General features: G+C 45.8%; 19 protein-coding genes and 2 pseudogenes. 3 read left to right on the top strand and 18 right to left on the bottom strand.

Annotated elements, in window-relative coordinates:
- Positions 1-107: 107 nt before the first annotated feature.
- Positions 108-731 (bottom strand): hypothetical protein, encoded by a 624-nt coding sequence (locus FU659_RS14340; RefSeq protein WP_147948207.1) that lies wholly within the window; start codon positions 729-731, stop codon positions 108-110.
- Positions 728-1,178, bottom strand: a pseudogene (locus FU659_RS39320) (ABC transporter ATP-binding protein); the annotation flags it as partial. The gene FU659_RS14340 and the pseudogene FU659_RS39320, both read right to left, overlap by 4 nt.
- Positions 1,179-1,230: 52 nt before the next feature.
- On the opposite strand from FU659_RS39320, the gene FU659_RS14330 reads away from it, so the two are divergent.
- Both FU659_RS14330 and FU659_RS14325 read left to right on the top strand, forming a co-directional pair.
- Positions 1,231-1,698 (top strand): metallophosphoesterase family protein, encoded by a 468-nt coding sequence (locus tag FU659_RS14330; protein ID WP_147948206.1) that lies wholly within the window; start codon positions 1,231-1,233, stop codon positions 1,696-1,698.
- Entirely contained in the window at positions 1,680-2,282 is a 603-nt protein-coding gene (locus tag FU659_RS14325; protein WP_147948205.1) for a metallophosphoesterase family protein, read from the top strand. The genes FU659_RS14330 and FU659_RS14325 overlap by 19 nt, the downstream gene beginning before the upstream one ends.
- Before the next feature lie 622 nt (positions 2,283-2,904).
- Here the strand turns inward: FU659_RS14325 and FU659_RS14320 are convergent.
- The 14 genes and pseudogenes from FU659_RS14320 to FU659_RS14260 form a co-directional block, all read right to left on the bottom strand.
- Positions 2,905-3,594, bottom strand: coding sequence for a response regulator transcription factor (locus FU659_RS14320; RefSeq protein ID WP_187274149.1), 690 nt, complete (start codon positions 3,592-3,594; stop codon positions 2,905-2,907).
- 148 nt (positions 3,595-3,742) lie between these two features.
- Positions 3,743-5,929: a hypothetical protein gene (locus FU659_RS14315; protein WP_147948203.1), complete on the bottom strand. Its 2,187-nt coding sequence runs from the start codon at positions 5,927-5,929 to the stop codon at positions 3,743-3,745.
- A gap of 22 nt (positions 5,930-5,951) precedes the next feature.
- Positions 5,952-7,130: an ABC transporter permease gene (locus tag FU659_RS14310; RefSeq protein ID WP_147948202.1), complete on the bottom strand. Its 1,179-nt coding sequence runs from the start codon at positions 7,128-7,130 to the stop codon at positions 5,952-5,954.
- Positions 7,127-7,845: pseudogene (locus FU659_RS14305) on the bottom strand (ABC transporter ATP-binding protein). Before FU659_RS14305 ends, FU659_RS14310 begins: the two are co-directional and overlap by 4 nt.
- A gap of 38 nt (positions 7,846-7,883) precedes the next feature.
- Positions 7,884-9,566, bottom strand: a complete 1,683-nt coding sequence (locus tag FU659_RS14300; RefSeq protein ID WP_147948201.1) for a permuted SH3 domain-containing protein — start codon at positions 9,564-9,566, stop codon at positions 7,884-7,886.
- Between the two features lie 221 nt (positions 9,567-9,787).
- Positions 9,788-10,897 (bottom strand): hypothetical protein, encoded by a 1,110-nt coding sequence (locus FU659_RS14295; protein WP_147948200.1) that lies wholly within the window; start codon positions 10,895-10,897, stop codon positions 9,788-9,790.
- Between the two features lie 290 nt (positions 10,898-11,187).
- Positions 11,188-12,783, bottom strand: a complete 1,596-nt coding sequence (locus FU659_RS14290; protein ID WP_187274148.1) for a response regulator transcription factor — start codon at positions 12,781-12,783, stop codon at positions 11,188-11,190.
- Between the two features lie 36 nt (positions 12,784-12,819).
- The gene (locus FU659_RS14285) at positions 12,820-14,520 is read right to left on the bottom strand and encodes a sensor histidine kinase (RefSeq protein ID WP_187274147.1); all 1,701 of its coding nucleotides are present in this window, start codon (positions 14,518-14,520) and stop codon (positions 12,820-12,822) included.
- Between the two features lie 115 nt (positions 14,521-14,635).
- Entirely contained in the window at positions 14,636-16,006 is a 1,371-nt protein-coding gene (locus tag FU659_RS14280; RefSeq protein ID WP_147948197.1) for an ABC transporter substrate-binding protein, read from the bottom strand.
- A gap of 103 nt (positions 16,007-16,109) precedes the next feature.
- On the bottom strand, positions 16,110-16,940 hold the full coding sequence (locus FU659_RS14275; protein WP_147948196.1) for a carbohydrate ABC transporter permease: 831 nt from the start codon (positions 16,938-16,940) through the stop codon (positions 16,110-16,112).
- A 33-nt stretch (positions 16,941-16,973) separates the two neighbouring features.
- A complete protein-coding gene (locus tag FU659_RS14270) occupies positions 16,974-17,906 on the bottom strand; it encodes a carbohydrate ABC transporter permease (RefSeq protein ID WP_147948255.1) in 933 nt (310 codons plus the stop codon).
- A 379-nt stretch (positions 17,907-18,285) separates the two neighbouring features.
- Positions 18,286-18,414: a hypothetical protein gene (locus FU659_RS37160; protein WP_261807820.1), complete on the bottom strand. Its 129-nt coding sequence runs from the start codon at positions 18,412-18,414 to the stop codon at positions 18,286-18,288.
- A gap of 113 nt (positions 18,415-18,527) precedes the next feature.
- Positions 18,528-20,078 (bottom strand): sensor histidine kinase, encoded by a 1,551-nt coding sequence (locus FU659_RS14265; RefSeq protein ID WP_147948195.1) that lies wholly within the window; start codon positions 20,076-20,078, stop codon positions 18,528-18,530.
- Positions 20,075-20,758, bottom strand: a complete 684-nt coding sequence (locus tag FU659_RS14260; protein WP_147948194.1) for a response regulator transcription factor — start codon at positions 20,756-20,758, stop codon at positions 20,075-20,077. The genes FU659_RS14265 and FU659_RS14260 overlap by 4 nt, the downstream gene beginning before the upstream one ends.
- Positions 20,759-21,053: 295 nt before the next feature.
- Here FU659_RS14260 and FU659_RS14255 point away from each other — a divergent pair, with 295 nt between their 5' ends.
- Entirely contained in the window at positions 21,054-21,653 is a 600-nt protein-coding gene (locus tag FU659_RS14255; protein WP_187274146.1) for a stalk domain-containing protein, read from the top strand.
- 189 nt (positions 21,654-21,842) lie between these two features.
- On the opposite strand, the gene FU659_RS14250 is transcribed toward FU659_RS14255, so the two are convergent.
- Complete coding sequence (locus FU659_RS14250) at positions 21,843-23,594, bottom strand: sensor histidine kinase (protein WP_147948192.1); 1,752 nt, start codon at positions 23,592-23,594, stop codon at positions 21,843-21,845.
- Entirely contained in the window at positions 23,591-24,271 is a 681-nt protein-coding gene (locus FU659_RS14245) for a response regulator transcription factor (RefSeq protein ID WP_147948191.1), read from the bottom strand. Before FU659_RS14245 ends, FU659_RS14250 begins: the two co-directional genes overlap by 4 nt.
- Positions 24,272-24,537: the final 266 nt, after the last annotated feature.

Genomic DNA, 24,537 nt, shown 5'->3' with positions numbered 1-24,537 from the left:
AATCTAGCGCCGTTACGGCATAGATATCTTTCATTAACCAATTAAACAGCAGCTCTACGCAGGAGACCATAAGCAACTAGCATCTAGATGGCTGACGCAGGCAGCATCTACCAAAAAAGCTCCAAATAATGCTGTATGAGCCATGTAAAGATTCCGCCCCAGAGCCCAAAGCGTGTGAACACATAGGTACCTATACTGCCTAGCAGAAAAAGTGTTGCGAAGAAAGCATACATGGCGTTTCGGCCATAACGTCGATGGAGACTGGAGATTGCGAACCCAAGAAAGTACATATGAAGAAGCAAGATCAAATAGATGCCGATCAAGCCTACTATGGAGATGTCACTAAAGGATTCTATCTTAAAAAAGTTAAGACGTACCCCCCATCCATTCGTTGCTCCCTCAATAAGTGAAAGAACGGTTATTGCGATGGCTGAAGAGCAACTCACGAAGATAGCCGTGACCGCAGTTCCGAGAAAGTAATCTATTCTCCGAATACTAAGGCCCAAAGCGAAAGAAAAGGTTTCTTTGATTGTGATAACCCCCGCTACGAATGTATAGACGAAAATAGCGGCAATCGAACCTGTGTGCATCGTCTCATCCGTATGAAGTGACAAGGTAATAATAAAATTGATTATGAAAGTTGCCGCGATAATAAGCCATGGAGTCAAAAACCAACTCGTTTTATCTCTCAAATGCAGTTTCATTACACTAGTCAATCGTTGCTGATTCATTGTGACTCAGTCCCCTTTCCTGCGGCCCCTGTGCGTGTAAGGTGTACAATTAATTGCTGCAGCGATACGGGAGCAAACTCAAGACCCCGCAATTCCGCTTCTTTCCGCTCTTGTTCATTTAAAAATCCAAGTATCGTGGCGGTCACCGCGGCTCCGAAAACCGTACGTTCCAGCACCTCTTTCTCCTGTATGAATGTATCTACCCACAGTTGCCAAACCAGAAACCGCACATGCACGGCCGCGAAGCGCATCGGCATCTTCATTTAAGAGCAATTTGCCGCTGTCAATGACCAACACATGCTCCAGCAGGCGGCTTACCTCGTCAATCAGATGGGTAGACAAAATAATAGTCCGTGGATGTTCCGCATAATCCTCCAGCAATCGATCATAGAACAAGCTTCTAGCCACAGCATCCAGTCCCAAATAAGGTTCATCGAAAATCGTCAGCGATCACCTAATAAATCCCTTATAAATAGGGAATACCAAAGATCACCTTTTGTTGATTCCAAGGTGCTCCAATTCGAAAAATATATGTCTCCCTGCGAAAGAAGGTTTAGGCAGCATGAAGCCACTCACACCACGTATCATGTTCGTTATCTTGCTTCTTTGTTTGTTTCCTGCGCATGCATCCTATGCGCGGAACATTGCTGTGAATCGCCTTGTTGAGCAATCTCCGGCAGCCCCGCTGTTTTCATTCTCCGTGCTTAGTGATGCACATATCACTACATGGGACGAAGAAGCACACAAAAGGCTGCGCGATGCGCTTGCCGATCATCATGCGCTGCGCCCGAACAGCAAGCTGCTCGTCATGAACGGCGACCTGACGAATGGGAGTGAGGGCGACTATCGCACTTTGCTCGGGCTGCTCGACAAGCAGCCCCATGCCCCTGTGCATGCGACCATGGGCAACCACGATTACTACGGCGTGTGGCGCACGCGACGGGTGGTATGGATACATCGAAGATGAATCCATCCTGGTCAAGCAAGCAAGCGGTCGCGTTATTCGACCGCACATGGGGATACGATAAGCCGTACCACGAGCTTATCGTGGAGGGCTACCGCTTCCTCTTCCTAAGTGGGGAAGCGTACCGGGACGTGAACGCATCCGTAGGGGAGGATGCGTTCCTTTCGCCCGAGCAGCTCGTTTGGCTGCGCGAGCGTCTGGGCGCAGCCGAACCCGGCAAGCCCGTGTTCGTGTTCCTCCACCAGCCGCTGCCCCAGACGCTGGATGGCACCGATCAGGAGCTGGGCGTCGTCCAGCACCAAGAACTGCGGGCGCTGCTCGACGCGCACCCGAATGTCATCTTCTTCAGTGGACATACCCACTGGAATCTCGAAACGACCAAGCAGGTGAAGCAGCTGAAGTTTCTCGCAGCTTCAAGCGCATCCATCCGTCAGGTATGGAGCTCTCACAATAGGCCAGAAACCCGTGCGATCAGCCAGAGTCTGATCATCGATGTATACGCTGACCACGTCGTGATCAACCGCCGCGAGCATACCGAAAAGCGATGGATCGAACCCTCCATCGCCAAAGGCTATGACACCAAATAGGAGACAGCCTTAGCGGCTGGCGCCTCTTCGTCGCAACATAGGAACAGAAGAGTATCCGGCGATGTGTCCACGAACTTTAAGCATGTTTTCCGTGCTTGCAGCGTCGCCGACGCACCTCTTGCCTTCCGTAACGCGGAAAACCCGCGTTACAGCTCAACATCCCGCCCGCTCTCTCTTTTTCCTTCGCTGTAAGCGTGCTTTCTATTTGACTACTGTCGAACAGCTCTTTTAGGGGATCAAGATCTGACTAATAAAGCAAATAAATGGGCTGTCAGACCATTTGTAGTGTATTATTTCTTTGTTATGAACGCCCCCCAATCATAAAAATCAATTAGAGACCAAACGTTCTGGAGTCGTTCGACAGTCAAAAACAGCGTTATCCTCATAAGAATGTCGCTTTTCGGTCGACATTTCTATCTGTAAGCACAGTTTTTCAGCGTAACACTAGCGTTGCTACTCATACTGACTGCACTAACACCCAAAAGAAGCAGTGTTATCCTTCTAGACGTAGCGTTTACGGAGCCATTTCCCAAAAACAAATAAATACTCCACAAAAAGACGGTTCGACAAGGCTGTAGGAGCCCCATGTCTAACCGTCTTTTTCATAGATAAACCCTATTTTTCAAGTTGATTTCAACCCGCTATTTACCTCGAAACGATATCCCACACCTCGAACCGTTTTGACTTGTATATAGTCCGAAAAGGCGCCGAACCTGCTTCGCAGCCTTTTGACATGAACATCTACGGTTCGTTCGTCGCCTTCATAATTCACGCCCCATACCTGCTCGATCAGCTGGCCCCTAGTTAAAATCTGGTTGGGATAGCTGGCTAATGTGAACAGCAATTGAAACTCTTTGAGCGGTAAGAATAGGCTGCGTCCTTGCACGTTGACCTCATGCATCGCTTTATCAATCAGAAAGTCGCCAATATGAATTTTGGTAAAAGCCGCAACATGGTGCCGTTTCATCAATGACCTGACTCGCATGACCATTTCTTCCGGATGAAAAGGCTTAACGATATAGTCATCGGCTCCAAGCTGGAACCCTCTGACAACATCCGTATGATCCCCGCGGGGGCCAATGAGCAGAAGAGGTGTTTCAACGTCTTTCCTTAGCTCACTTACGAGTTTCCATCCATCCTTTTGCCTGGCTGTCACATCAAAGATAACCAGATCGGTCGGTGACTGTTCAAGCATTTTCAGCACGTACCCGGTGTCATCCGTACAAGTAACCTCAAATCCTTCACGCTGCAAAGTGTAACGGAGCGAATGCCGAGCAGGACCTTCCTCCTCAATAATGAGAATACGCGCCATAACCGGCATCACCTCTTTGTATGGACTTGATTAGCAAACGAAAAGCGTCCATACGCATGAAGCATATAGACGCCTTCGGTTACATTTCGAAGTTATTCGTTAACATCGCTAATTAACTATACTTCTTCTCTCTATCTAAGGTGTCGAATTAATGGAATTGCTTCAGGAGACGTTTAGCCGTTCCATTCGGCGTATTAATCACTTCGTACATATTGACGACTACACCGGAATCCACTTGCTCGTTTTTCAAGCCGGAAACGACAACTTTTTGCATTCCGTTGGTCAGCTTGCCTGTGCCTGTTAACGTAGCAGATTGTGTACCTACAACCCGACCCAGTGAATCAACCATCTCGAATTGGATTGTAGAGAAGTTCGAATCAATAATAACTTGGTCTTCATGAGAAATTTCCAGATCCAGATTAAGCTGATAGGAGTAAGTCCCCCCACTATAAAGCCAGCTAATCGAATTATCCTTAACTTTAATTGAGAATGGATACAAAGATAGCGTATCGCTGTTAGTGTCTGCATCTTTTTGCAGAGCCACCTGATAGGAACCGATGGACACATTGCCTTCAGATACGGATTTATCATCGAAGATGTTCAAAGCAAAGGTCTCGGAATCCGTTTGAGTTTTGTTCGGCAGCAAGTACGAGTAGCTTACCACATAGGAACTTCCCGGCGTAATTTGAGTGGCGACTTGGCTTTGGCGAGAACCGGTATACGCATTTCCATTGCTGTCAATCAGCTCATTTTGAAGCACCGGAAGCGCAATGGTGCTTGTGCCATTGTTCGTAATTTTATATTTGGCTACTGCCGTTTTGTAGCCAAGGTCATCATTCTCATGAGCGTGAAGCTCGACAAGGGAGACATCCAGGTTTTTATTAACGACAGAGCTGTCATTGAATGCCAATTTGGTGCCCAACTCATACTTCACTGCAGTCGTGAAACCGCTTTGTGCCTCAGTCGCTCCTTTGAGCAGGAATACAGCTACAGGCATTTGACCTGACGAGCCATTGGTAGCGGTAGATGCTGGGTTCGAAGCGGAGCCCGTCGTCGTGGTTGAGCCTGTGCTTCCTGTCGTTGTCCCGGACGCTGCTCCCGTCGATGAGGAACTGCTCGTGCTCGCGGTTGTTTTCTGCCATAGCACAAGCTGCGTCGCGTTCGGATCAACGCCGGCTGGAAGAATCGCATTGAAATAGTAGGATGACGTTTCCTTTGGTGCCAAATACGCACTGCGTGTGGAGTTGTCGGTAGAGGTTACCGACGATGTACCCGCTTCGCCAAACTGATAGGAAGCAAAGAAGGAGGGTACAGAGGCCACGGACTGGCCATCATTGCTGAGCGTCACTACCGTCTGAACATGTACCCCATCCGCTTGGTTCGAGTACGTCGATTTTGTGGCTTTTACGGTAACTTGATCACCATCTTGCTGTCCCGCATAGCTCTGTTTAGTGCCAAGCGCTGCAGTTTGAAGGGAAGCGTTCATGTTTAAGGTGCCGAGCGAGACATCTTCACTCTGATTTAAATAGTAGTACTCCAGCGTCAAGCCGCTTGTCGACATTTGCTTGGATACGAGCGTTTTAAGTGTAATCGTATCGGACTGATTTGGTAAAAAGGTTGTGTCCGAACTTACGATTGTCGATGCATATTTCAGACCGTCCGCATCCACAAGCCTAGCTTGCAAACCAGTTGGCACCTTCACGCTGCTGGAGCCCAAATTCTTTGCTGACACTTGCGTGTACAGGTACCATTTTCCATTTTCCGAGACACGCACGCTTTGACCTAAGCGGAACGCAATTGAAGCATCATTTGCTAACGTGCTATCCAACGTACGCAGATTAATAATTTGCTCAGGCACATTCACTTGACCATCTTGGACCACGGAAGCAACGGGCAATACGCCAAGATGATTCATGAAATCGGGTTTGCTGAAGTCCCAACGGAAGACATCAACCTGAAGCTGATCTGCCGTTTCACCAGCTGCCAAATTGGAGTAGAACCGGAATGTCTGATCCTGACCAGGAAGCACACTAGCGCTCTTCTTCTCACTTAATTTCGCCGTGTAGCTATGCCCTGCTTTGTCCGTTACGCGGACTCCATATTGATTGAAATCAATCGCACTGCCTTCCCCGTTATGTAGCGCTACGGAAAATTGAAGAGACGAGGAAGAAAGAGCTGCTTGATTTAAAGTAAAGTAAGATGAATTCGAAATGTAGATGGCCTCAGAGGCTGCATGAGCCGCAGGAGCGGCCCACGAAGCAGCAGCAAGGCTGCCCGTGAGTAACAGAGCGAAGCTTGTATGTTTGAGCGAGATGGACGTTAGTTTGCGTATCATGGGTTTAGTACCTCCTGAGTCTTTAGTCATAACGCAGTGCGTCAATTGGTTTTAATTTGGAAGCTTTGTTCGCTGGATAGAGACCGAAGACAACGCCTACGAGCGCCGAGAATAAGAAAGCATACAAGCCTACACTAAGTGAAAGACTGGTGGCTTGACTGGGATTGATGTAAGGCCATGCCAGTGATAAAGCAATACCTAGAACAAGTCCGATAAATCCGCCAAAACCGCTGATTAAGGTTGCTTCTACCAAGAATTGCAGCAAAATGTTGCGCCGCTTCGCACCAATGGATTTCCGAATCCCAATTTCTCTCGTTCGTTCGCTAACGGTGACCAGCATAATATTCATAATCCCGATCCCGCCTACAAGGAGGGATATCGCAGCTACAGCAACTAGTTGACTGGTGAGTGAGCTAGAGGCTGCCGTTCTGGCGCTGATTAATTCCGCTGAATTAAAAATGTTGTAGCCTGACGTGCTTTTGAATTTGTTAGCCAAATAAGCTTCCAATACTTTTTGAACACGGGCTACATCATTACCGGATGCGGCTTCAACGGAAGCACTTCGTATCGTACCTAGCTTAAAGTCTCTGCTCATCGTCGGCAAAGGCACAATCACTGAGCTGTCGATCGATGTTCCGGTCGTATTAGAACCCTTGCTCTTCAGCACGCCGATAATGGTGTACACATAGCCGTTGACGTTAATTTCTTCATCTAGCGGATCTTGGGTGCCGAAAAATGTTTTGGCTACCTCGCTGCCTAAGACAACAACGTGGTTGCGATAGTCAAGATCGGCTTGCGCAATGAAACGGCCGCTGCCCATTTCACCCTTTTGCATGGTCAGGTACCGATCATTCGTCCCAATCACATTGTATGTCTGCGTTGTGCGACCATACTTAATGCTTGTGCTGTTTTTGGTCATCGACGGAGCAATTGCACTGATCCCTGCTGTTCCTTCCAACTGCATAATCTCATCGTATTTTAGCTCTGTCGCACGGCCGTTTCCCATCAGATTAATGGTCAGCAAATTCGTTCCCAATCCCTCATACTGCTTTTCGATTGCTTTCGTTGTTCCTTGTCCTATGGACACCAGCGTAATCACAGAGGCAACTCCGATAATCACGCCCAGCATCGTAAGTATAGTCCGAAGCGGATTCGAACGAATCGTCGCCATCGCCATTTGAAACAGTTCCCATATTCTCATGAAAATGCCTCCTGGGCCTGCTGAATGCGCACAGACTCATTGCGCTGATCTTTAATAATCAGTCCATCGCGAAGCGTAACAACGCGTTTGGCATTATCTGCAATATGATTATCATGGGTAATCAATACGATGGTATTCCCTTGCTCGTTAAGCTCTTTGATTAACTCAAGCACCTCAATGCCCGTTTTCGAATCAAGGGCTCCGGTCGGTTCATCCGCCAGAATCAAGGATGGAGAAATGGCCAAAGCTCTCGAGATCGCCACACGCTGCTGCTGTCCACCGGATAACTCGCTCGGCTTGTGATGTCCGCGCTCACCCATGCCGAGTTTCTCCAGCATCATCTGCGCTCGTTCTTTGCGCTGCTTCGGCGGTATACCCGCATAAATCATCGGCAGCTCCACATTCTCTGTGGCTGTGAGACGGGGAAGCAGATTGAATTGTTGAAAAATAAAACCGATTTTTCGATTACGCAGCTCGGCAATCCGTTATCGGACATCTTTTCCGTAGCAACACCATCTAAGGTGTATGTTCCTGTAGTTGGGGTATCTAACAAGCCAATCGTATTCATCAGCGTTGATTTTCCCGATCCACTGGGTCCGATAATCGCTACAAAATCGCCTTGTGCAATATGCAGCGTTATGCCTTTGAGAATCTGCAGCTCCTCTTCACCTCGGTTGTAGCTCTTTGTAACCTCATTCAGTTCGATAATATTCATCCCAATGGCTCCTTTCCAAAGAGCTGATAACTTGAATGTTAACGCGTGGTTGTCCCTCTGGTGCCTCCGTTACCTCCATTACCTCCGCCAAAATTGCCGCCTCCGAAGTTACCACCTCCGAAGCCGCCTGCAGGTGGTTCTCCACCTCCTGGGAATCCTCCCATTTGCTGATTGGTCGTCGTTCTTCTAACCGGCGCCACCACTTCTTCGCCTTCTTTCAAACCATTTACAACCTCTACTAATGTTTTACTCTTAATCCCGATCTGAATTTCCCGATCCTCCGTCGTGCCGTCTGCTTTTTTCACCGTAACGGTTGTTTTGCCTTTCGCCGTAGTAATCACTTGCAGAGGTATGACCAGAATATCCTTCTTATCTTGAATGTAGATTTCAGCGGTTGCTGTCATCGCATATTTCAAATCATTTGCCGTTGTATTCGGAATGGCAACGACCGCATCATACGTCGTAACGCCGTTAGTGGTTGTTCCTACATTGGAAACCGAGGTGACTTCGCCTTGGAAGGTTTTCCCCGAGATGGCATCCACCTTCACCGTGACCTTCTGTCCAACCTTGACGCTGGTCAGATCCAGTTCATCTACGGCAATTGCCAGCTGCATGGTGCTTAGACTAGCCACAGCGCCTAGTGTCGTATTCGCATTAATTTGGGCGCCTGCCGGATAATTGCGAAGCACATTGTTCTTGCTGTTTGCAAAGTCGGCAGAGAACACACCATCAAACGGCGCTTTGATGACTAATTGGTCCACCTTTTGCTGAGCGTCATTTACTTTAATTTTCTGACTGTCAATGGAAGCTTGCTTGCTGATAATATTGTTCTGCAAATCGTCATTGAACAGCGTCGCAATCAGGTCGCCTTGTTTAACCGTATCTCCGTCTTTGAACTTCATGCTCTTAATCGTTCCGACTGCATCTGAGAAGATCGGGGCGGTACGCACATATTCAAGCGCTACTTGCTCGGATGAGTCGATCTTGCTGCCTCCGCTGCTAATGCTTCCTTTCACTTTCAGCCCTGCTGAGAGTGTGCCGTCGTTGTCCACCAGAACATCCACCGTGACAACCTTATTGCCATTAGCATCTGCTTTGATTTCGCGACCAATCGTGTCAACAGACCCTACTTTGGATAATAAATACCCATCAACACTCAACTCTACAGGGTCCCCTTTTTTCAATTGCACAGCTTCTTGTAAAGAAAATGGCAGCTTTACTTTATATTGTGTCGTATCTGAAATCGTACCAATTTTCGTTGTTTTAGTTACTTGGCTGCCTACATCCAGATTGGAGGGTAACATTAGCTTCCCGGACATAGAAGCAGATATGCTCATATGATTTTGTTGATTTTGGAGTTCAGCCAGCTCTTTCTCTGACTGCTGCACACTAACTTGTGCTTCTTTAAGGTTGGTCTCGGTTGAAGGCACCGAAAGTTCTACAAGCACGTCGCCTTTCTTAACGGCCATGTTTTGTGTTAAATTCATGGTTTTAATAATGCTATCTACCGGAATGACAATATTTTGTTTATCCTTAGCATCTAACTGAGAGGTACCCGAGACTGTGGAGGATATTGCCCCTTTTGCCACTTTCATTACCGTTTGTTGTGTTGCTGCAGTTGTCGGCTTCGCTTTATTATGTAAGTAGTAGTAAGTTCCCGCTCCACATAACAACGCAGCCAAAACCACAATGATCCATTTCTTCTTCCGGCCAAATTTCATCCTTAATACCCCTCTCCAAGTTCCTAAGACATCGAACGCCTTAGTTATCAACAACCTTATAAAATCAGTTTAAGGGGAAAGGCTGAAACAGGTCTGAATGTAGGCTGAAAGTAAGTTGAACACAAGCTGAACGTTTGCTGAAAACGGGACTTTCTCGGTTACCCCGATTGGCCCGTATAGACTAAAAAAAGCTGCCCGCATTAGCGAGCAGCTTCTCTGTATTAGTTTGTTGCTGCTGGTGCAGTTGCATCAGCTGGAGCTTTGCCGAAAGTTCCACGGCCAGGACGCTGATGGTCAGTACCCTTTTGTTCAACATGCTTTTTGATGGAATCGGTCATGCTATCTTTGATTTTACTGATAAGATCATCTTCACTAATCCCTTTCGCCGATGCGATATCCACGATCGACTTACCAGCTTCAAGCTGTGTTCTCAGCTCATCCTGCGTTACGCCCAGAAGGGTCGTCAGTACATCCGAGTTCCCAAATTGTCCACCGAAACCACCAAAACCGCCACGTCCTCCTCTTCCTTCAAAACCTCCCTCAGGTCGAGTGCTTTCCACTTGTTTGGTTAATCTATCAGACAAACCGGTCAACATTTTATCTGCTTGCGCTTGCGTAAGATTGCCCGCTGTCACTTCAGCGTTAATGGATGTTGTCTCAGCTGCAACTAGCTTCTGTACATAATCTGCTTCAGCCAGCCCTTTCTCCAGAGCAAATGCCGCTAACGTTTTACCAGCTTTTTGCGCATCTTGAACGACACTCTTCTCAACGCCAAGTATTGTTGCTGTTTGGTCTACAAGATTCCCGCCTCTAAAGCCTTTATCGCCTTTGCCACCGCCTGGGAATTGGCCTTCTCTTCCCGGTCCTGCACCTTTATTTCCTGTACTTTCGATACGTTTGGACAACTGCTCTGTCAAATTTTTGATTACCTTGTCCGCTTGCTCTTGCGTAATTTTGCCTGCTGTTACATTAGCGGTAATCGTTGCTGTTTCCGCATCAATCAGCTTTTGCAAAAAGTCCGCTTTGCTCACACCTTTTTCTTCAGCGAAGGCTGCCAACGTCTTGTTCGCTTTCAAGGCTTCTTCAACTGCGCTTTGATCAACACTCAGAATCGTTGCGGTTTCTGCCACTACATTACCGCCGCCGAAACCGCCACGATTTCCGAAGTCTCCGCGACCTTTGCCATCATGTTTTTGAGTCGCTGCGCTTGTTGAATTGGTCGATACTGTATCTGCAAATGCCTGATTATGTAAGGCTCCAACAAAACCAACTCCGAGTACAAAAGAAGCTACCAATGAACCAGTAAGAATTTTTCTGCCGATGTTTTTCATAATTTGTTTCCACCTTTTCCTTTTTTATTTGTTTGTCCCTTACAAAACCTAGTATAGGCCCTTAACCTGAAATCCATCTGAGTATGAACTGAAGGTTAGTTGAGAAGTTTCTGAAAATTGGCTGAAAAAGGCAACCTCATAAAAGACTGTTCTGGCACAGGGCTTCACAGTAAAAGAAAAGCATGGCAAGTCAACCTATCACATAAACTGCAACCTAATCTCACAACAACTCAAAAAATAAGGATTGCGCAAACAAGCTGCGCAACCCCCACTTCTTTCATTGCTTCCTGCTAACGGTAATCCTTCGGGCTTACGCCAACGTACTTCTTAAACACCTTCGAGAAATACGTCCGCTCCATGTAGCCCAGCTTTAGCGCAATCATTTCCGTGCTGTACTGTTTTTCTTTCAGCAGCTTACAGGCCATTTTCATTTTGTAGCGGTGCATGTAATCTGTGAAATTAAGACCGGATTCTTGTTTAAAGTATCTAGAGAAATAACTTGGATTCAGAAATAAATAATTGGCAATATCCACTAACGAAATATTTTCTGACAAGTGATCCGAAATGTATTGATCGATGAGCTGAAGCTTTGGCTTCTTCTCAATCCATGCATCTGCTCTGCTGCCCAGCAGCAGATGAACTCTCTGCCGAAGAAGTTCTTTCGCCTGAATCCAGCTGCTGCAGCTTAGCAAGCACCGATGAAACGTATCATCATTCGGTTGATTAAACCGCAGCTCCAGAAGCCGCATCCATTGCGAGCTTTTGAGCAGGAGTTCGGCGGGATCAAGTCTAGAAGTCTCGGCTTTCATGCAAAGCGCCTCCAAGGTGTCCATCGTCAAGCTGTGTTCCCCATTTTGCGCCGCTTCCTCAAGCCGCTGCCAATCCCCGCCAAGCATACCCATAACATCCGAGTTCCACAGCTTATGATCAGCCGTTTGATTCTCTGCGCCAGAATTTTTTCCATAGAACACGGAACGTTCTCTCTGCTTAAGAGAACCGTACTGCAGATGAATATGTTCAACTCCCTTGAATGGAGCACTGAAACAAAATGTTATTTTCATTTTCAAGTATTCCATGATTTTATGCTGAAGCAAGGTCATGTGTTTACCGAAGGCTTCCATCGCATTTCGACTGAGATCATGCTGAAAATTCACAATACACACAAGCCGCATCTCCTTATCTGCGATTGTCGTCATCGAGAAACCCTCCAAAGGAAGCTCCTGTGCAATATTTGTAATCGCATATAACAGCAATGGCATATCAGCATAACGATACTTCTGTGGAAAGGATTCGAACTGGAGATCACCGATGGCCAGCATGAAATGTGGCTGCTTCCAAGCAATCCCTAGGCGTTCTCCCTGATTCTGAATGGACTCATTGGACGCACCCGCCAGCAATTGCTCCCAAAATTGCGCTAACCAAATCTCCTTATTTTTTAGAATATCCTGTTTGTACGCCAGCTCTTGGAATCTTTCCTTATCCGTCGTCAGCATATGAACACTCTTCTTTAATACGGTATCCAATTGCTGCGCTGTCAGCTCATCTTTAATCAGATAGTCTTCGGCTGACAACTGCACGGCTTTACGTGCGTAGTGAAATTCTTCGTGGCAGGTCAAGAATATGATTTTGACATCTGGTTTTATTTTTTGCAGTTCTGCGGCTAGTTCAATACCATCCATCTGTGGCATGCCAATATCCGTGATGACCAAGTCAGGCTCATGCTCGCGAAACAAAGCCAGCGCTTTAACGCCAGATGACGCTGACCCGCTTAATGTCAGCTGAAGTGAATCCCAATCGATTAGCTTGGTTACGTATTTCATCATTGGCACATCATCATCGACAAGCAGAACCTTGAACATGCGAATTCCTCCAATCTGCTTCTTCATGCTGAATGACACACATTTCTACCTTAGCTGCCTTCATTACAGCGGAATTCGAAGGAGCACCAATGTTCCTTGTTCCTTATTGTTTTCTAAACGTATCTTGGCAGAGGGGCCATAAGTTAGCTGCAGCCTTTGCATAACATTCAGAAGCCCGATTCTTTTGTACGAAGCTTGGGGTTCACCATTGCCTTGTTCCAAAAGTTCATTTAATTCTTGCAGTCTGGAAGGCGTGATGCCCTTGCCGTTATCCTGCACACTGATTTCCAGCATGCCATTCCTCTCGCACGCCTCAAGCGTAATTCTCGGTTCCGTTTCTGAATCCGCCAAGCCGTGCACGATAGCATTCTCCACAATAGGCTGCAGCAGCAGCTTTGGAACTTCAATGCTAGCAACTTCATCAGCTATCGAGATATCCAGCTCCACCGGCAGATCACTGCGCATTTTCATAATATCCACATAATGAACAAGCAGCCTACACTCGCTTTCCAAGGTAGCCGGTTCATGAATGCGCATATAAGCTCGCAGCATACTCATCAGTGAATCGATCTGCCCGCTATGCACAGCATCCTCAGCCAAACTGAGATTGCATTTGATCGAATTCAGCGTATTCAGCAGAAAATGCGGACGGATTTGGGCAAATAGTGCCTGCAGCTCCATCACCCGCTTCTGCTCTTGCTCCTGCTCAATACCGCTTATGAGCTCATTGATCTGATCCAGCATTACATTCAGCGTTTGACCGAGCTCCGCCATTTCGTCTCTGCCCTCCACTTGAAAACGCAGCGAACGATTGCCTTCGCCGAACTGCCGCGCACCTCGCTGCAGCAGTCTCACAGGGCGATATAATCGCTGAGCGATGAAAAAGGAGATCATCCAAAACAAAATAAAAAAAGGCAAAATAATGATTAGCGAGATATAAAACGTGCGTGAAATCTGCCCCGTTACTTGGGAACTCGGTGTCTCATAGACGAGCTTCCAGCCCGCCTTATCAATCATTAGCTCACTGCGGATATTACGACGATCTGACTCCTTGCGCTCATACGGAATATGGGTATTTCCCGCGATGCTTTGCCCATTTACATCAAATAAGCTCAAGTTTCCTGAAGGCGCTTGCCCAAAAAACTGATCGAAATACGTCTCAGGTATACCAATCAGAAGGGTAGCTAGCAGGGCATTATCATCCGAGTCACGCAGGACGCGAGACATATAATAAATACGCCCCTGTTTGCCGCTTCCATTCACCAAACCAAGCCACTGGATGAATTTGGGTTTGTCCACATCAACACGAGGCTTAACCTGATTCCAGTCATAGATAATATCGCTTGGCTCATAGCTATCCGCAGATTGCACAATAAAATCCGATCGGTTCGCTAGATACATAATGATATCTCGATTCATCGTTTTAGCCGTAATGAGACTAAAGAAATCTTTGATCTTCTGGTAATCGTTCAACTTCGCGAAGGTATCAATCGCCTTGACATCGGCAAAGCTGCGCAGCTGCAGCCTTACATTCGTATCCTGCACGAAAAAGTTAGAGGCAAAGGTCAGATCATCAATCATTTTATTTAAATCCTTGCCCATGACTGCAAGCACCGATTCATTGCTAAGCGTCATTTTTTCTTTGACATCGCGGTTCGTCGTTGAATAATTATAGAAAGATACCAACACCGTCGGCAGCAAAATTAGCAGGAGAAACGATATCTGGATGCGTCGGTAAAAGGAAGAACGAAACTTTGGAATCATGCGGGACCTCTCCTTCATTTCCCCGAACGGAATGTGTCTTTCTATTATAAAGGCGACGTCCTTTCATTGACAAAGGGATAAGGCGAATTTTCGCCCTATCCCCTGTTTCAGCCTGTTATTTCCCCGCTTGTTTAATCACTTTATCCGCTTCATCCTGCATCCACTTTTGTGTATCATCCGCAGAAACATTATCGAGCATGAATTTGGAGAAGCCATTCTCCATCACTTTCTTCAATTGAGCTCCATAAGAGATCGCAATATCGGAAGAGAAGGAAGTTTTCACTTGTTTATCATTCAGTGTCGAAGTTAAAGATGGCAGATCGATAAGTTCCTTTAAGGAACCATATAAACGATCGATAACTACTTTGGAATCGCCTTTTTTCCAGCCGGACAATTCAACGCGTGCCTCTTGCTCTGTCGACATATAGCGGATGAATTGATAAGCCTGCTCTTTGTATTTGGAAGTTGCCGCAATGGCTGTGTAGTTTCCGCCGATATTGGTCAATCCCGCCGGAGCGTCCTTGGAGGAACGAGGCAGCGGAGCAACGACGGTTTTAAAGGTATGCGGATATTTCGCTGTATCACCGATGTTCGGAATGATGAAGGTCGCTGTCATCAACATGGCTGCCTTACCACTAATAAACTCATTTTTGTAGTCCAGTTTAGCGCCAATGACATCAGCCAACGACTTCACCGACTTATCATCCTTTTCCATCGTGCGGCGCAAATTAAAGAAGTATTTGAAGGAAGGATCATCAAATTGTGGTTTCAAGTCAGCGTTCAAATAAGGATTCTTCTTATCTGTGTAAACGATCGGGTTCGTATATTCACCCCAACCATGGAAATACGCACCGTAACGTTTATCATTGCCTTCGCCTTTGGTCAACTTTTTCGCATAGTCGCGGAAGTCGTCCCACGTCCAACCGAATGTCGGTACCTGCAGGTTGGCTTCTTTCAGCGCATCCGCGTTCAACAACACAAACCAGTCGCTGGAGTTCACCATCGTTGCGTAGTACTTGCCTTTCATTTTCGGATTGATATAGTACTCTTCTTCCGGCTTCACATTATCCTTCGTATAGAAATCATCCAGCGGAGCAAGCACATTTTGTCCGGCTCTCGCCATAACCTCTTCAATACTTGGCATTGCCACAATGTCGACTTGCTCACCCGAGGACATCGTAACGTCCATCTTTTTCAGGGTTTCAACGGAGTTGCCTGGTACTAGCGCAATAGACTCTACTTTAATCGTCGGATTTTTGGCTTGGAAGTTCTCGATCAGCTTTTTGGTAGACGCCGCTTGTACATCATTATCCCAATTATAATATTTAAGTGTAACATTCTGTGCGGGCTTAGCCGAAGCTGCCGCTGTAGCTCCTGCCGACGCAGAAGGAGCACTCGTATTCGTAGTTGTCGATGAACCGCAAGCACTCAAGACTGACATACTCATGATGACGCTTCCAAGAAGAACGGTCTGTACCTTTTTCATTTGACTACCCCCATAGGCTATAATTTATGTTCAGTTGCATCATACAATGGAATTTACGATCAAACCGTGTATAATTTTGATTTTTTTGTGCAATTTTTCGACCTTATCCTTTGACGCCCCCGATGGCAATTCCCTTGATGACCTGCTTTTGCAAAACAATGAAAATGATCAACAGAGGTATAATTGCGGCCAATGATGCCATCATCAGCACAGCATAATTATCGGCATAATCATTTTTAAACAGCTGAATGCCGAGCGGAATCGGAAACAGCTTCTGCTTGATTAGGAAAATGAGCGGTCCTTGATAATCATTCCACATCCAAATGAATTTGATAATCGCCACCGTCGCTAGTATCGGTTTGGTTAGTGGCAGCATGATACGGGCATAGATGAGAAAGTGTCCCGCACCGTCGATTTTGGCAGCCTCGATATATTCGTTATGAATCCCCATCATGAATTGACGGAGTAGAAAGGTGAAGTAAATAGAGAACATCCCCATCAGAATGAGGCCTGCATGTGTATTATACAAGTGCAGCCATTTTAACAAAAGGTAACGTGGGACAAGCGTCGCCTCATTCGGAATAATCATACAGGACAACAAAAGGATGAACGCTGCGTCGCGCCCGCGAAATTGCAGCTTCGTAAAGGAATAAGCGGCCATCGAAGAAAAAAAGAGCGTAGCCAATGTCATGAGCGCAGACAGCTTGAACGAGTTCCAATAAAAAAGCGAGAAAGGAACGCGGCCCAGCCATACCTCTTTAAAGTTGGCGATAACATGAAAGCGGGTTGGGATCCACTGAATCGGGTACGTCATGACGTCTGCTTCATATTTGAAGGCCGCTGAGATCATCCACAATAGCGGAATCAGAAATACAACGGAAAACAAAGCCATGATTACGGTTGTAACCAGTTTAGAAATTTGGATTGATTTCATTGAAGCAACACCTTCTTTCCACTTCATTCCCTGTTAAACAGAGCTGTTTTTATTTTGAAATTTCCATGTAATGGCCGTGATGATGCCAACTATCAGGAACAACACCCAGGAAATGGCCGATGCGTAACCCATGCGGAAATTGAGAAAGCCTTCCTCGTAGATACGGTAGACGAGCACAGTCGAGGAATCGTTAGGACCTCCACCTGTCAGGAAAGAGATAAGGTCAAATACCTTGAAGGATGACATCAAGGTTGTAATAAACAAGAACGATGTTGTCGGACCTAACAAAGGCAACGTAATACGGAAAAATTGCTGAATAGACGTCGCCCCATCGATACTTGCCGCTTCATACAATTCATCCGGAATGTTCGTTAAGCCAGCAATGAAGATAATAATTTGATAGCCAAGCGCTGCCCAGATCGCTATTATGATGATGGCATAGAGAGAATAATGAGTATCTGCCAACCATTTTGGAGGGTCTGTGATGCCTATACTCATCAGCAAACGATTAATCGGCCCTTGCGATGGATGGTACAAGGCGCTCCATACTGCGCCGAGTGCAATAATCGACGAGATGTACGGAATGAAAAATACAATTTTGAAATAACTCTGTCCATATACGCGCGAATGAATCAATACAGATAAAATCAAAGCAAGAAATAATCCGACCGGCACAACGATGAGCGTATACGTAAAATTATTTTTTAGAGCTAATAAGAACTTGTCATCCTCAAACAGCATTTTGAAATTATCGAGCCCCGCGAATTTAATCGTCGACAGCCCTCCGACCAAATTCCAATCACTAAAGCTTAAATACAGCGAGAATAGAATTGGGAAAACGCCAAACATCAACGTGCCGATAAATTCGGGAGCCAGAAACATCCAGCCAAAGAAGGCTTCCTTGCGGCGATGGTTCCAGAATCGTTCCGGTGTCTGATTTGATGACTTGGACTTCTCTATTGCCATAGACATGATGCTCACACCCCAGTTATTTGTTATATCCCTACTATAGCGTCCCTATCTTCGCTTTCACGCCGACGATTTTTACGAAAGTGTGCACTATTTTTACTTCTATCCCCTAGAGAACGTTGGGGCTCATTGGTGAAAATAGTTAAGAAAAACCGTTTGGGACTCAGATTGTTCTAGCTGTAAGTGTAAGCATATTTAGCTTTACATGGCGTTGTTGCTCTTACTGATAACTGTAACCCTGAAACAAATGTTATCTTCTTAGGTGTTTCACTTTGGGGTCTACTTTTCTTTATCTGTAAGCACGGTTTTCCGCGTTACAGGAGCGCTTCTGCTATTGCTGGCTGCTGTAACGCGGAAAAACAGCGTAACCTCTTGGTCATGTCACTTTATGAGCTACTTTTCTATCTGTAAGCACGGTTTTCCGCGTTGCAGGAGCGCTTCTGCTTCTGCTGACTGCTGTAACGCGGAAAAACAGCGTTATCGTTGCAAACAGGCTGCTTTGCATGCACGCAGCTCACAGAAACTTGACGTGTGCTTCGGCTCGAAGGGCTGGCTCAAGCTGAACAACGGCCTTGCTCTCATCTCCTTTTTTGCATGTAAAAAAAGCCTTACCCGACTTCATTTAGTCGGAATAAGGCTATCTTTTTTACCTATTGGAATCCATACTTTAAAAATACTTCCTTCACCTAACGCACTTTCCACTCCTATCGCTCCGCCATGAAGCTCTACGATGGAACGAGTAATGGAAAGACCTAGCCCGGCACCGCCATTCCGTCTTACGCGTGAGGAATCAATGCGGTAAAAACGATCGAACAAATGAGCAAGATGCTCGGGAGCTATACCTGGTCCATTATCTTGCACAGCTATTTCGACACCCTCACCCATCTTCACTAATGAGAGCGCTACTTGACCTGTGGTTGGGTGCGTATGCTGAACCGCGTTTTGAAATAAATTGAGCACGACCTGCTTAATTTTATCAGCATCATAGAAACAATGGCTCTCTGGTTCTAACGCAAAGGTGACCGTTCTCTCCCCTGCCAGCAAACGAAGCTGATGTTCCATGTCGTGAAGCATTTCGTCCAATACCCCTTCCGTCTTTTGGAAGGAGGGTGTCCTATCTAGCCGAGCAAGCAGCAGTAAATCCTCGACCAGCTTATTGATGCGTACCGATTCGCCATGCATGCTCTTCAGCGCTTTAAGCAAAGGCTCCGGCTGCTGATACGCCCCGCGAAGAAGGACCTCCAGAAAACCATGAATCGAAGTTAATGGTGTACGAAGCTCATGCGAAGCGTCCGCCGCGAAGCGGCGCATCTGCTCTTTTGCTTCTTTTTCCGCCTCAAAAGAAAACTCCAATCGCTCTAGCATACTATTAAAGGAGGTCGCTAGACGATCTATTTCCACTTGCCCCTGATGAGCGGGAAAGCGTTCACCCAAACTACCTGCATCGATTTGCTTCACCGTATCCACCATATTGGATAGAGGAACCAAAGTCCGTCTTAATACAGGCAGAAAACCCAACAATCCTCCGATAAGCGCTAGCATGGATAAGAGGAGAAATATAGACAATTGCTGGAGAAGCACGTCCTGAAGCTGCTTGGTGCTTGTGTTTGCTTGAATAATGCCTTGAAAGCCTTGGGCTCTATCTGGATTACCCCCGAATTGGTGAAAGACAATTAACTGGCTGTTACCGTCTTTATCCTTCAAAACCTTATCGCCAGGCCTTTCCTTCGATTTCAATAACTGCTGATATTCTTCCTTGGATAATTGAAAAGGAGAAGCCCCACCCTCCGTAGAAAGCAGCTTGTAATTACCCTCTCTATCGATCAAAGCAATCGATAAATCAGGAACAAAAATGCGGGGATACTCTCCGTTTCCGTTCAAGTTGTCTGTACGGTTGGTATCCCGGTTGGTATCCCGCCTAGGTATGAACGGATTTAAGCCACGATCGGGCGATGCCCCTGCTCGCTGCCAAGTGTTGGGCGGTAATGTCGCAAGCTGATTGCGAATCGTTTCCGCCTTATTTTTATACAAAAACTGCTGCATAAAAATATATTGAAATACACCGATGAGCAGCAGCAGCACCGACATAATTAACAATGATCGCGACAACAACTGAAACTTCAGCGAACCGGTAACAAAATTTTCGGAAAACCGGCCCCGCCGCTTCATGTCAAATCCATCCGATAGCCAGCGCCTCGAATCGTGCGGATCAGCTTATGTTCCTTATCTCCTAATTTATCGCGAAGGGAGCGTATGTACACCTCGACGATGTTCTCCTCACCACCGAAATCATAGCCCCACACTTTATCAAGGATCATCGTTTTACTTAAAACAAGCCCATGATTAATCGACATAAATTTGAGCAGCTCGTATTCCGTTGGCGAAAGCTCCAACACCTTATCATACAAGCTAATTTCTTTACGACGGTCATCCATGCGAAGCGGTCCGATGATCACTTCACCGAACAAATTTGGAAAATGATTGCGAATCCGTGCATATATCCGGGCCAGCAGCTCCTCAAAGCTGAATGGCTTGATCATATAATCATCGGCACCAAGGGTAAGTCCCTTGACCCGATCGTCTACTTCATCCTTAGCCGTCAACATAATGACAGCGACGTTATCCGTCTTTTTAATCATGCGGCACACTTCGAATCCGTCCATCCCAGGCATCATCACGTCCAAAATAGCAATGTGAGGCTGGAACTTGTTGCAGGCTGTGATTGCACTAATGCCATCTTGTGCTGTCATGACCTCAAAGCCTTCATTCGTCAACCCTAATTCAAGAAATTCCAAGATATGAGGCTCGTCATCGACGAGCAGTATTTTTATGCCTTTTAATTGGCGCATCTGGTATCGTCCCCCTGACATTCATTGTACACGTTTTCTACACTCAGTATCCCATATCCTGCCTAAAAGCAATCTGAGTAGTTGCTGAAAGGTTGCTGAATGTTTGGGGTTACGGGGCAGACAGAGCAAACGTTATCTGACTTAATCTTCGATTCCTCATAGGTACGATATAAACTCATTTGCAGGTGTTGTGTACAATGCTTCTTATTTTGTATTTCTATAATTTAACTCCCATAATTATCCAAAATATGTTATGGTAATGGCTGATGACATTACATATTTTAGGAGGATCGAATTGAAAAAAACTAATATATTCATCTTAGGAATTACAGTGGGTATAATTACTGTTGTTTCAACGTCAGGTTTTGCAAGTTCAAAATTTGAAAAAGTTGAAGCTTATCTTAATCCAAGTATGCCAGTAACACTTGATGGGAATAAGTTAGATTTGGATAAACCCGTTGCAATAATCGATGGAAACTCGTACTTACCTTTGAAAAGCATCGGTCAAGCATTAGGTAAGGAAGTAAATTGGAATGAACAAACTAATAGTATTGAGTTGAAATCAACCACTACATCAACTATATCTAATAAGAAAAAGAACGCGATTGATGAAAAGATTTATTATAAGTATATGGATGTATATAGTAAATACCCTGTCACTTTCCAAAAACATAATAGTGACTCTAGCGCAGTAATTATTGTAAATGAAAAAGAATATCAAGTTCACATTGGAGAAGGTGATATTTATATTGACACCTTAAATAAAGCAGCAGATGAGACTGTAACTTACAATTCGTCAGAAGTATTTTTGCAATATCTAACTGAAGAACAACTAAAGGAATTTCAAAAATACAGAATCAATTCTACAACTAAAATGTTCACGCCTATCAATTAAGATGGGCTTTTTTTTAATAATCAACAGTTTCTATTTCAAATCTATGAAGAATCAAAATCAAACTTTAGTAATGTTCCATTAACAAAGTCCTAGCTAGTCTATCAATCTTATTACTGTCTAACTTTTTCCTTGCAGAAGAATTTTCAATTCGCGCGGCGTCACCAGTGCCCAAGCAGGCACCGCTAAAGTCTACAAATAAAAGTAAAAACTAACGCCGCGCTCCGTATTTTCCACCCCGTACCGGCTCTCATGAAGATCCAGAATTTGCTTAACGATGGCAAGACCTAAGCCCGTTCCGCCGGTTTTGCGGTTTCTCGATTTTTCAACTCGGTAGAAGCGCTCCCAGATCGTCCCCAACTCATCTTCCGGAATGACTTCCCCTTCGTTTTCGATCGCCATGCGAATGTGCTGGCCTTCATTTTCGATGCGAACAGCAATTTCGCTTCCGGCTGTGGCATGTCGAATCGCGTTCATCAGCAGATTGACCAACGTCTGTTCCATTTTCACCTGATCCGCATGGACTTCGTGTTCCCCGATAATAACGGTGACCACCTTTAGTTCCTTTTCAAGGAGGTGATTGGACAGTTTGTCGACAATATCCTCCACTTGTTCGCTCAATAAAAACCAGCTTTTTTTCAGCTTGATCGTCTTCGATTCCAGCTTGGCCAGTTCCAGCATGTCTTTGATGAGCGCTTCCATCTTATCCGTCTCACCCAAAATCACTTCGAGATAGCGGTCCTGCTTGCTTTCCCCGATCCCATCCCTGATCCCCTCGACATACCCCTTCACGATGCTCAGCGGCGTCTTTAATTCGTGGGAGACATTGGAGATAAACTCCTTTTGCAGCTGCTCCATCCGCTGCTTTTGTTCCATATCCTCCCGCAGCTGCTCGTTGGCGTCATACAGCTCCTTCAACGTATCGTCCAGTTTCTCGGACAAGCTGTTCAAGCTGCGTGACAGGCTCCCAATCTCATCATTATTGCGGATAGGGGATTTCACCGAAAAGTCGAGCTTTGCCATCCTAAGTGCAATTTGGTTCAACGAAAGCAGCGGTTTAGACACGATTTTGGTGAAAATGAGCGAGAGCAGCAAAATAAGAACAATCCCGCCAATGCCTATATAGAGGTAAAACAGACGCAGAGCATCATAAGCTTCGCTGATTTGTTGTAGGGAGGCAAGCACAAAGATCAGCTCGGTTACCTTTCCATCACGCAAAATAGGCTGAATCGCAACAACACTGCGCGTTCCGCTAATCGTATCTGTCCATTCCTCTTCGAGCATAACTCCTCTTTGCAGCATGCTTTTCCGTTCATCCGACAACGGGAACCAGTCCTCAAGCGCAAGAAACAAAATCCCCTGACGCAAATTCCACTGATTGGAAGATGGCAGCACAATGTCTGTAATCACACCGGAAACATGTTCTAAAGGCTCGCTTGTTGCCGTATCTAGATTCCCTACTTCCTTGGAACCAGCTTTATGAATGAGGACTGGGTAAAGAAGATCTTTTACGCCCACATCCTCAAAATATCCCTGCACCTCGATCCGATCTCCGCGTTGAAGGTTCGCCTCCATTAATTTCCTTAAATTAGAATTAAGCAAAAACGAGAGGGAGATCCGGACCGGATTTCCATTATCGTCTTTGATGACGATGCGGAACAGATAGTCATACTTCACATTGCCCTCAGGGCCCAGGATCGCAAGCTGCGCTTTATTTTGGCTGATAAACAACCCGATTTCACGGGAGATGCGGTTGTCATCCCAACGCTTTTTCTCGTAGGCTTCACTGAAAGTCTTGAGCTTTTTTTCCAGTGTGACCGTTTTCTGATGCTGATAAAAGGTTTCAAATAAATTAAGCTGCCCCAGCAAAACGATGGCATAAAACAAAAGGAAGAAAAACGCTGTGAAAGCAAACAGCTTCAGAGTGACACCGCGTCTTCTCATCGTTCCTCCTCGAATTTATACCCGGACCGGATGACGGTGCGAATATGGCGGGCTTCATCCCCAAGCTTGCCGCGCAACTTCTTGATATGTGTATCGACGACGCGCAGGTCGCCGAAATAATCAAAGCCCCATACGTGATCGAGAATCGTTTCACGGGAAAGCACAATGCCTTCGTTTCTTGATAAATAGAGAAGCAGTTCATATTCTTTGGCCGTCAGCTCGATTTCCTGTCCATCCACTTCCACACGATGCGATCTTCTATGAATCGATATCTTGCCAAAGTTCAGAAGATGTTCTTCTTTTCCCACAGTTCCCTCGACACGCTTCATGAGACTGACTGCACGTGCGACCAGTACTTTGGGACTGAACGGTTTGGTTACGTAATCATCTGCACCCAGCTCGAAACCAAGCATTTTATCATCATCTTCGGATTTCGCGGTTAACATAATAATCGGTACGGCTGATTGCGCGCGAATCCGTTTGCATACAGCCCATCCGTCCAACTCAGGCATAAGAATGTCCAAAATGATGAGGTCGACATCCAACTTTTCCATCATTTCCAAACCTTGCAAGCCATTCTCCGCCTCATAAACGATCCATTGCTCCCGTTTAAAATAATCAGCCACAATTTCGCGGATCAAACTTTCATCTTCAATAAGTAAAACTTTGCGATCCATGCTGCCGGAGCCCCCCTCTGCCAATAAACCGTATATAACAAGAATAACGGAGCCTTGTGTTTTTCGTGTGTCCTCAGATAACGCTATTATACAAAAATTACTTCCGACAAAACACATGAAGTACACAACACGTCGCTATAATCAGATTTAAGCAGATTGAAATTGAGGTGCTGAAGGGATGTCTCTTATGAATATCATGGCTATTTTGCAAAAAAAGATGTGCAGCGCTTTGCCGTATTGGCGTTGTTTTGCCTAGTTCTATTTTT

The sequence above is a fragment of the Paenibacillus sp. N3.4 genome, assembly GCF_008017805.1.
GTDB lineage: Bacteria > Bacillota > Bacilli > Paenibacillales > NBRC-103111 > Paenibacillus_E.
Note: the sequence above shows the minus strand (reverse complement) of the source record. Positions and strands in the feature narration are given on the sequence as shown.

Excerpts from the sequence above, each read along its gene's own strand:
- FU659_RS14340 (WP_147948207.1), bottom strand. The coding sequence starts at position 731 with ATGAATCAGCAACGATTGACTAGTGTAATGAAACTGCATTTGAGAGAT.
- FU659_RS14325 (WP_147948205.1), top strand. The coding sequence starts at position 1,680 with ATGGATACATCGAAGATGAATCCATCCTGGTCAAGCAAGCAAGCGGTC.
- FU659_RS14320 (WP_187274149.1), bottom strand. The coding sequence starts at position 3,594 with ATGGCGCGTATTCTCATTATTGAGGAGGAAGGTCCTGCTCGGCATTCG.
- FU659_RS14315 (WP_147948203.1), bottom strand. The coding sequence starts at position 5,929 with ATGATACGCAAACTAACGTCCATCTCGCTCAAACATACAAGCTTCGCT.
- FU659_RS14310 (WP_147948202.1), bottom strand. The coding sequence starts at position 7,130 with ATGAGAATATGGGAACTGTTTCAAATGGCGATGGCGACGATTCGTTCG.
- FU659_RS14300 (WP_147948201.1), bottom strand. The coding sequence starts at position 9,566 with ATGAAATTTGGCCGGAAGAAGAAATGGATCATTGTGGTTTTGGCTGCG.
- FU659_RS14295 (WP_147948200.1), bottom strand. The coding sequence starts at position 10,897 with ATGAAAAACATCGGCAGAAAAATTCTTACTGGTTCATTGGTAGCTTCT.
- FU659_RS14290 (WP_187274148.1), bottom strand. The coding sequence starts at position 12,783 with ATGAAGAAGCAGATTGGAGGAATTCGCATGTTCAAGGTTCTGCTTGTC.
- FU659_RS14285 (WP_187274147.1), bottom strand. The coding sequence starts at position 14,520 with ATGATTCCAAAGTTTCGTTCTTCCTTTTACCGACGCATCCAGATATCG.
- FU659_RS14280 (WP_147948197.1), bottom strand. The coding sequence starts at position 16,006 with ATGAAAAAGGTACAGACCGTTCTTCTTGGAAGCGTCATCATGAGTATG.
- FU659_RS14275 (WP_147948196.1), bottom strand. The coding sequence starts at position 16,940 with ATGAAATCAATCCAAATTTCTAAACTGGTTACAACCGTAATCATGGCT.
- FU659_RS14270 (WP_147948255.1), bottom strand. The coding sequence starts at position 17,906 with ATGGCAATAGAGAAGTCCAAGTCATCAAATCAGACACCGGAACGATTC.
- FU659_RS37160 (WP_261807820.1), bottom strand. The coding sequence starts at position 18,414 with ATGCAAAGCAGCCTGTTTGCAACGATAACGCTGTTTTTCCGCGTTACA.
- FU659_RS14265 (WP_147948195.1), bottom strand. The coding sequence starts at position 20,078 with ATGAAGCGGCGGGGCCGGTTTTCCGAAAATTTTGTTACCGGTTCGCTG.
- FU659_RS14260 (WP_147948194.1), bottom strand. The coding sequence starts at position 20,758 with ATGCGCCAATTAAAAGGCATAAAAATACTGCTCGTCGATGACGAGCCT.
- FU659_RS14250 (WP_147948192.1), bottom strand. The coding sequence starts at position 23,594 with ATGAGAAGACGCGGTGTCACTCTGAAGCTGTTTGCTTTCACAGCGTTT.
- FU659_RS14245 (WP_147948191.1), bottom strand. The coding sequence starts at position 24,271 with ATGGATCGCAAAGTTTTACTTATTGAAGATGAAAGTTTGATCCGCGAA.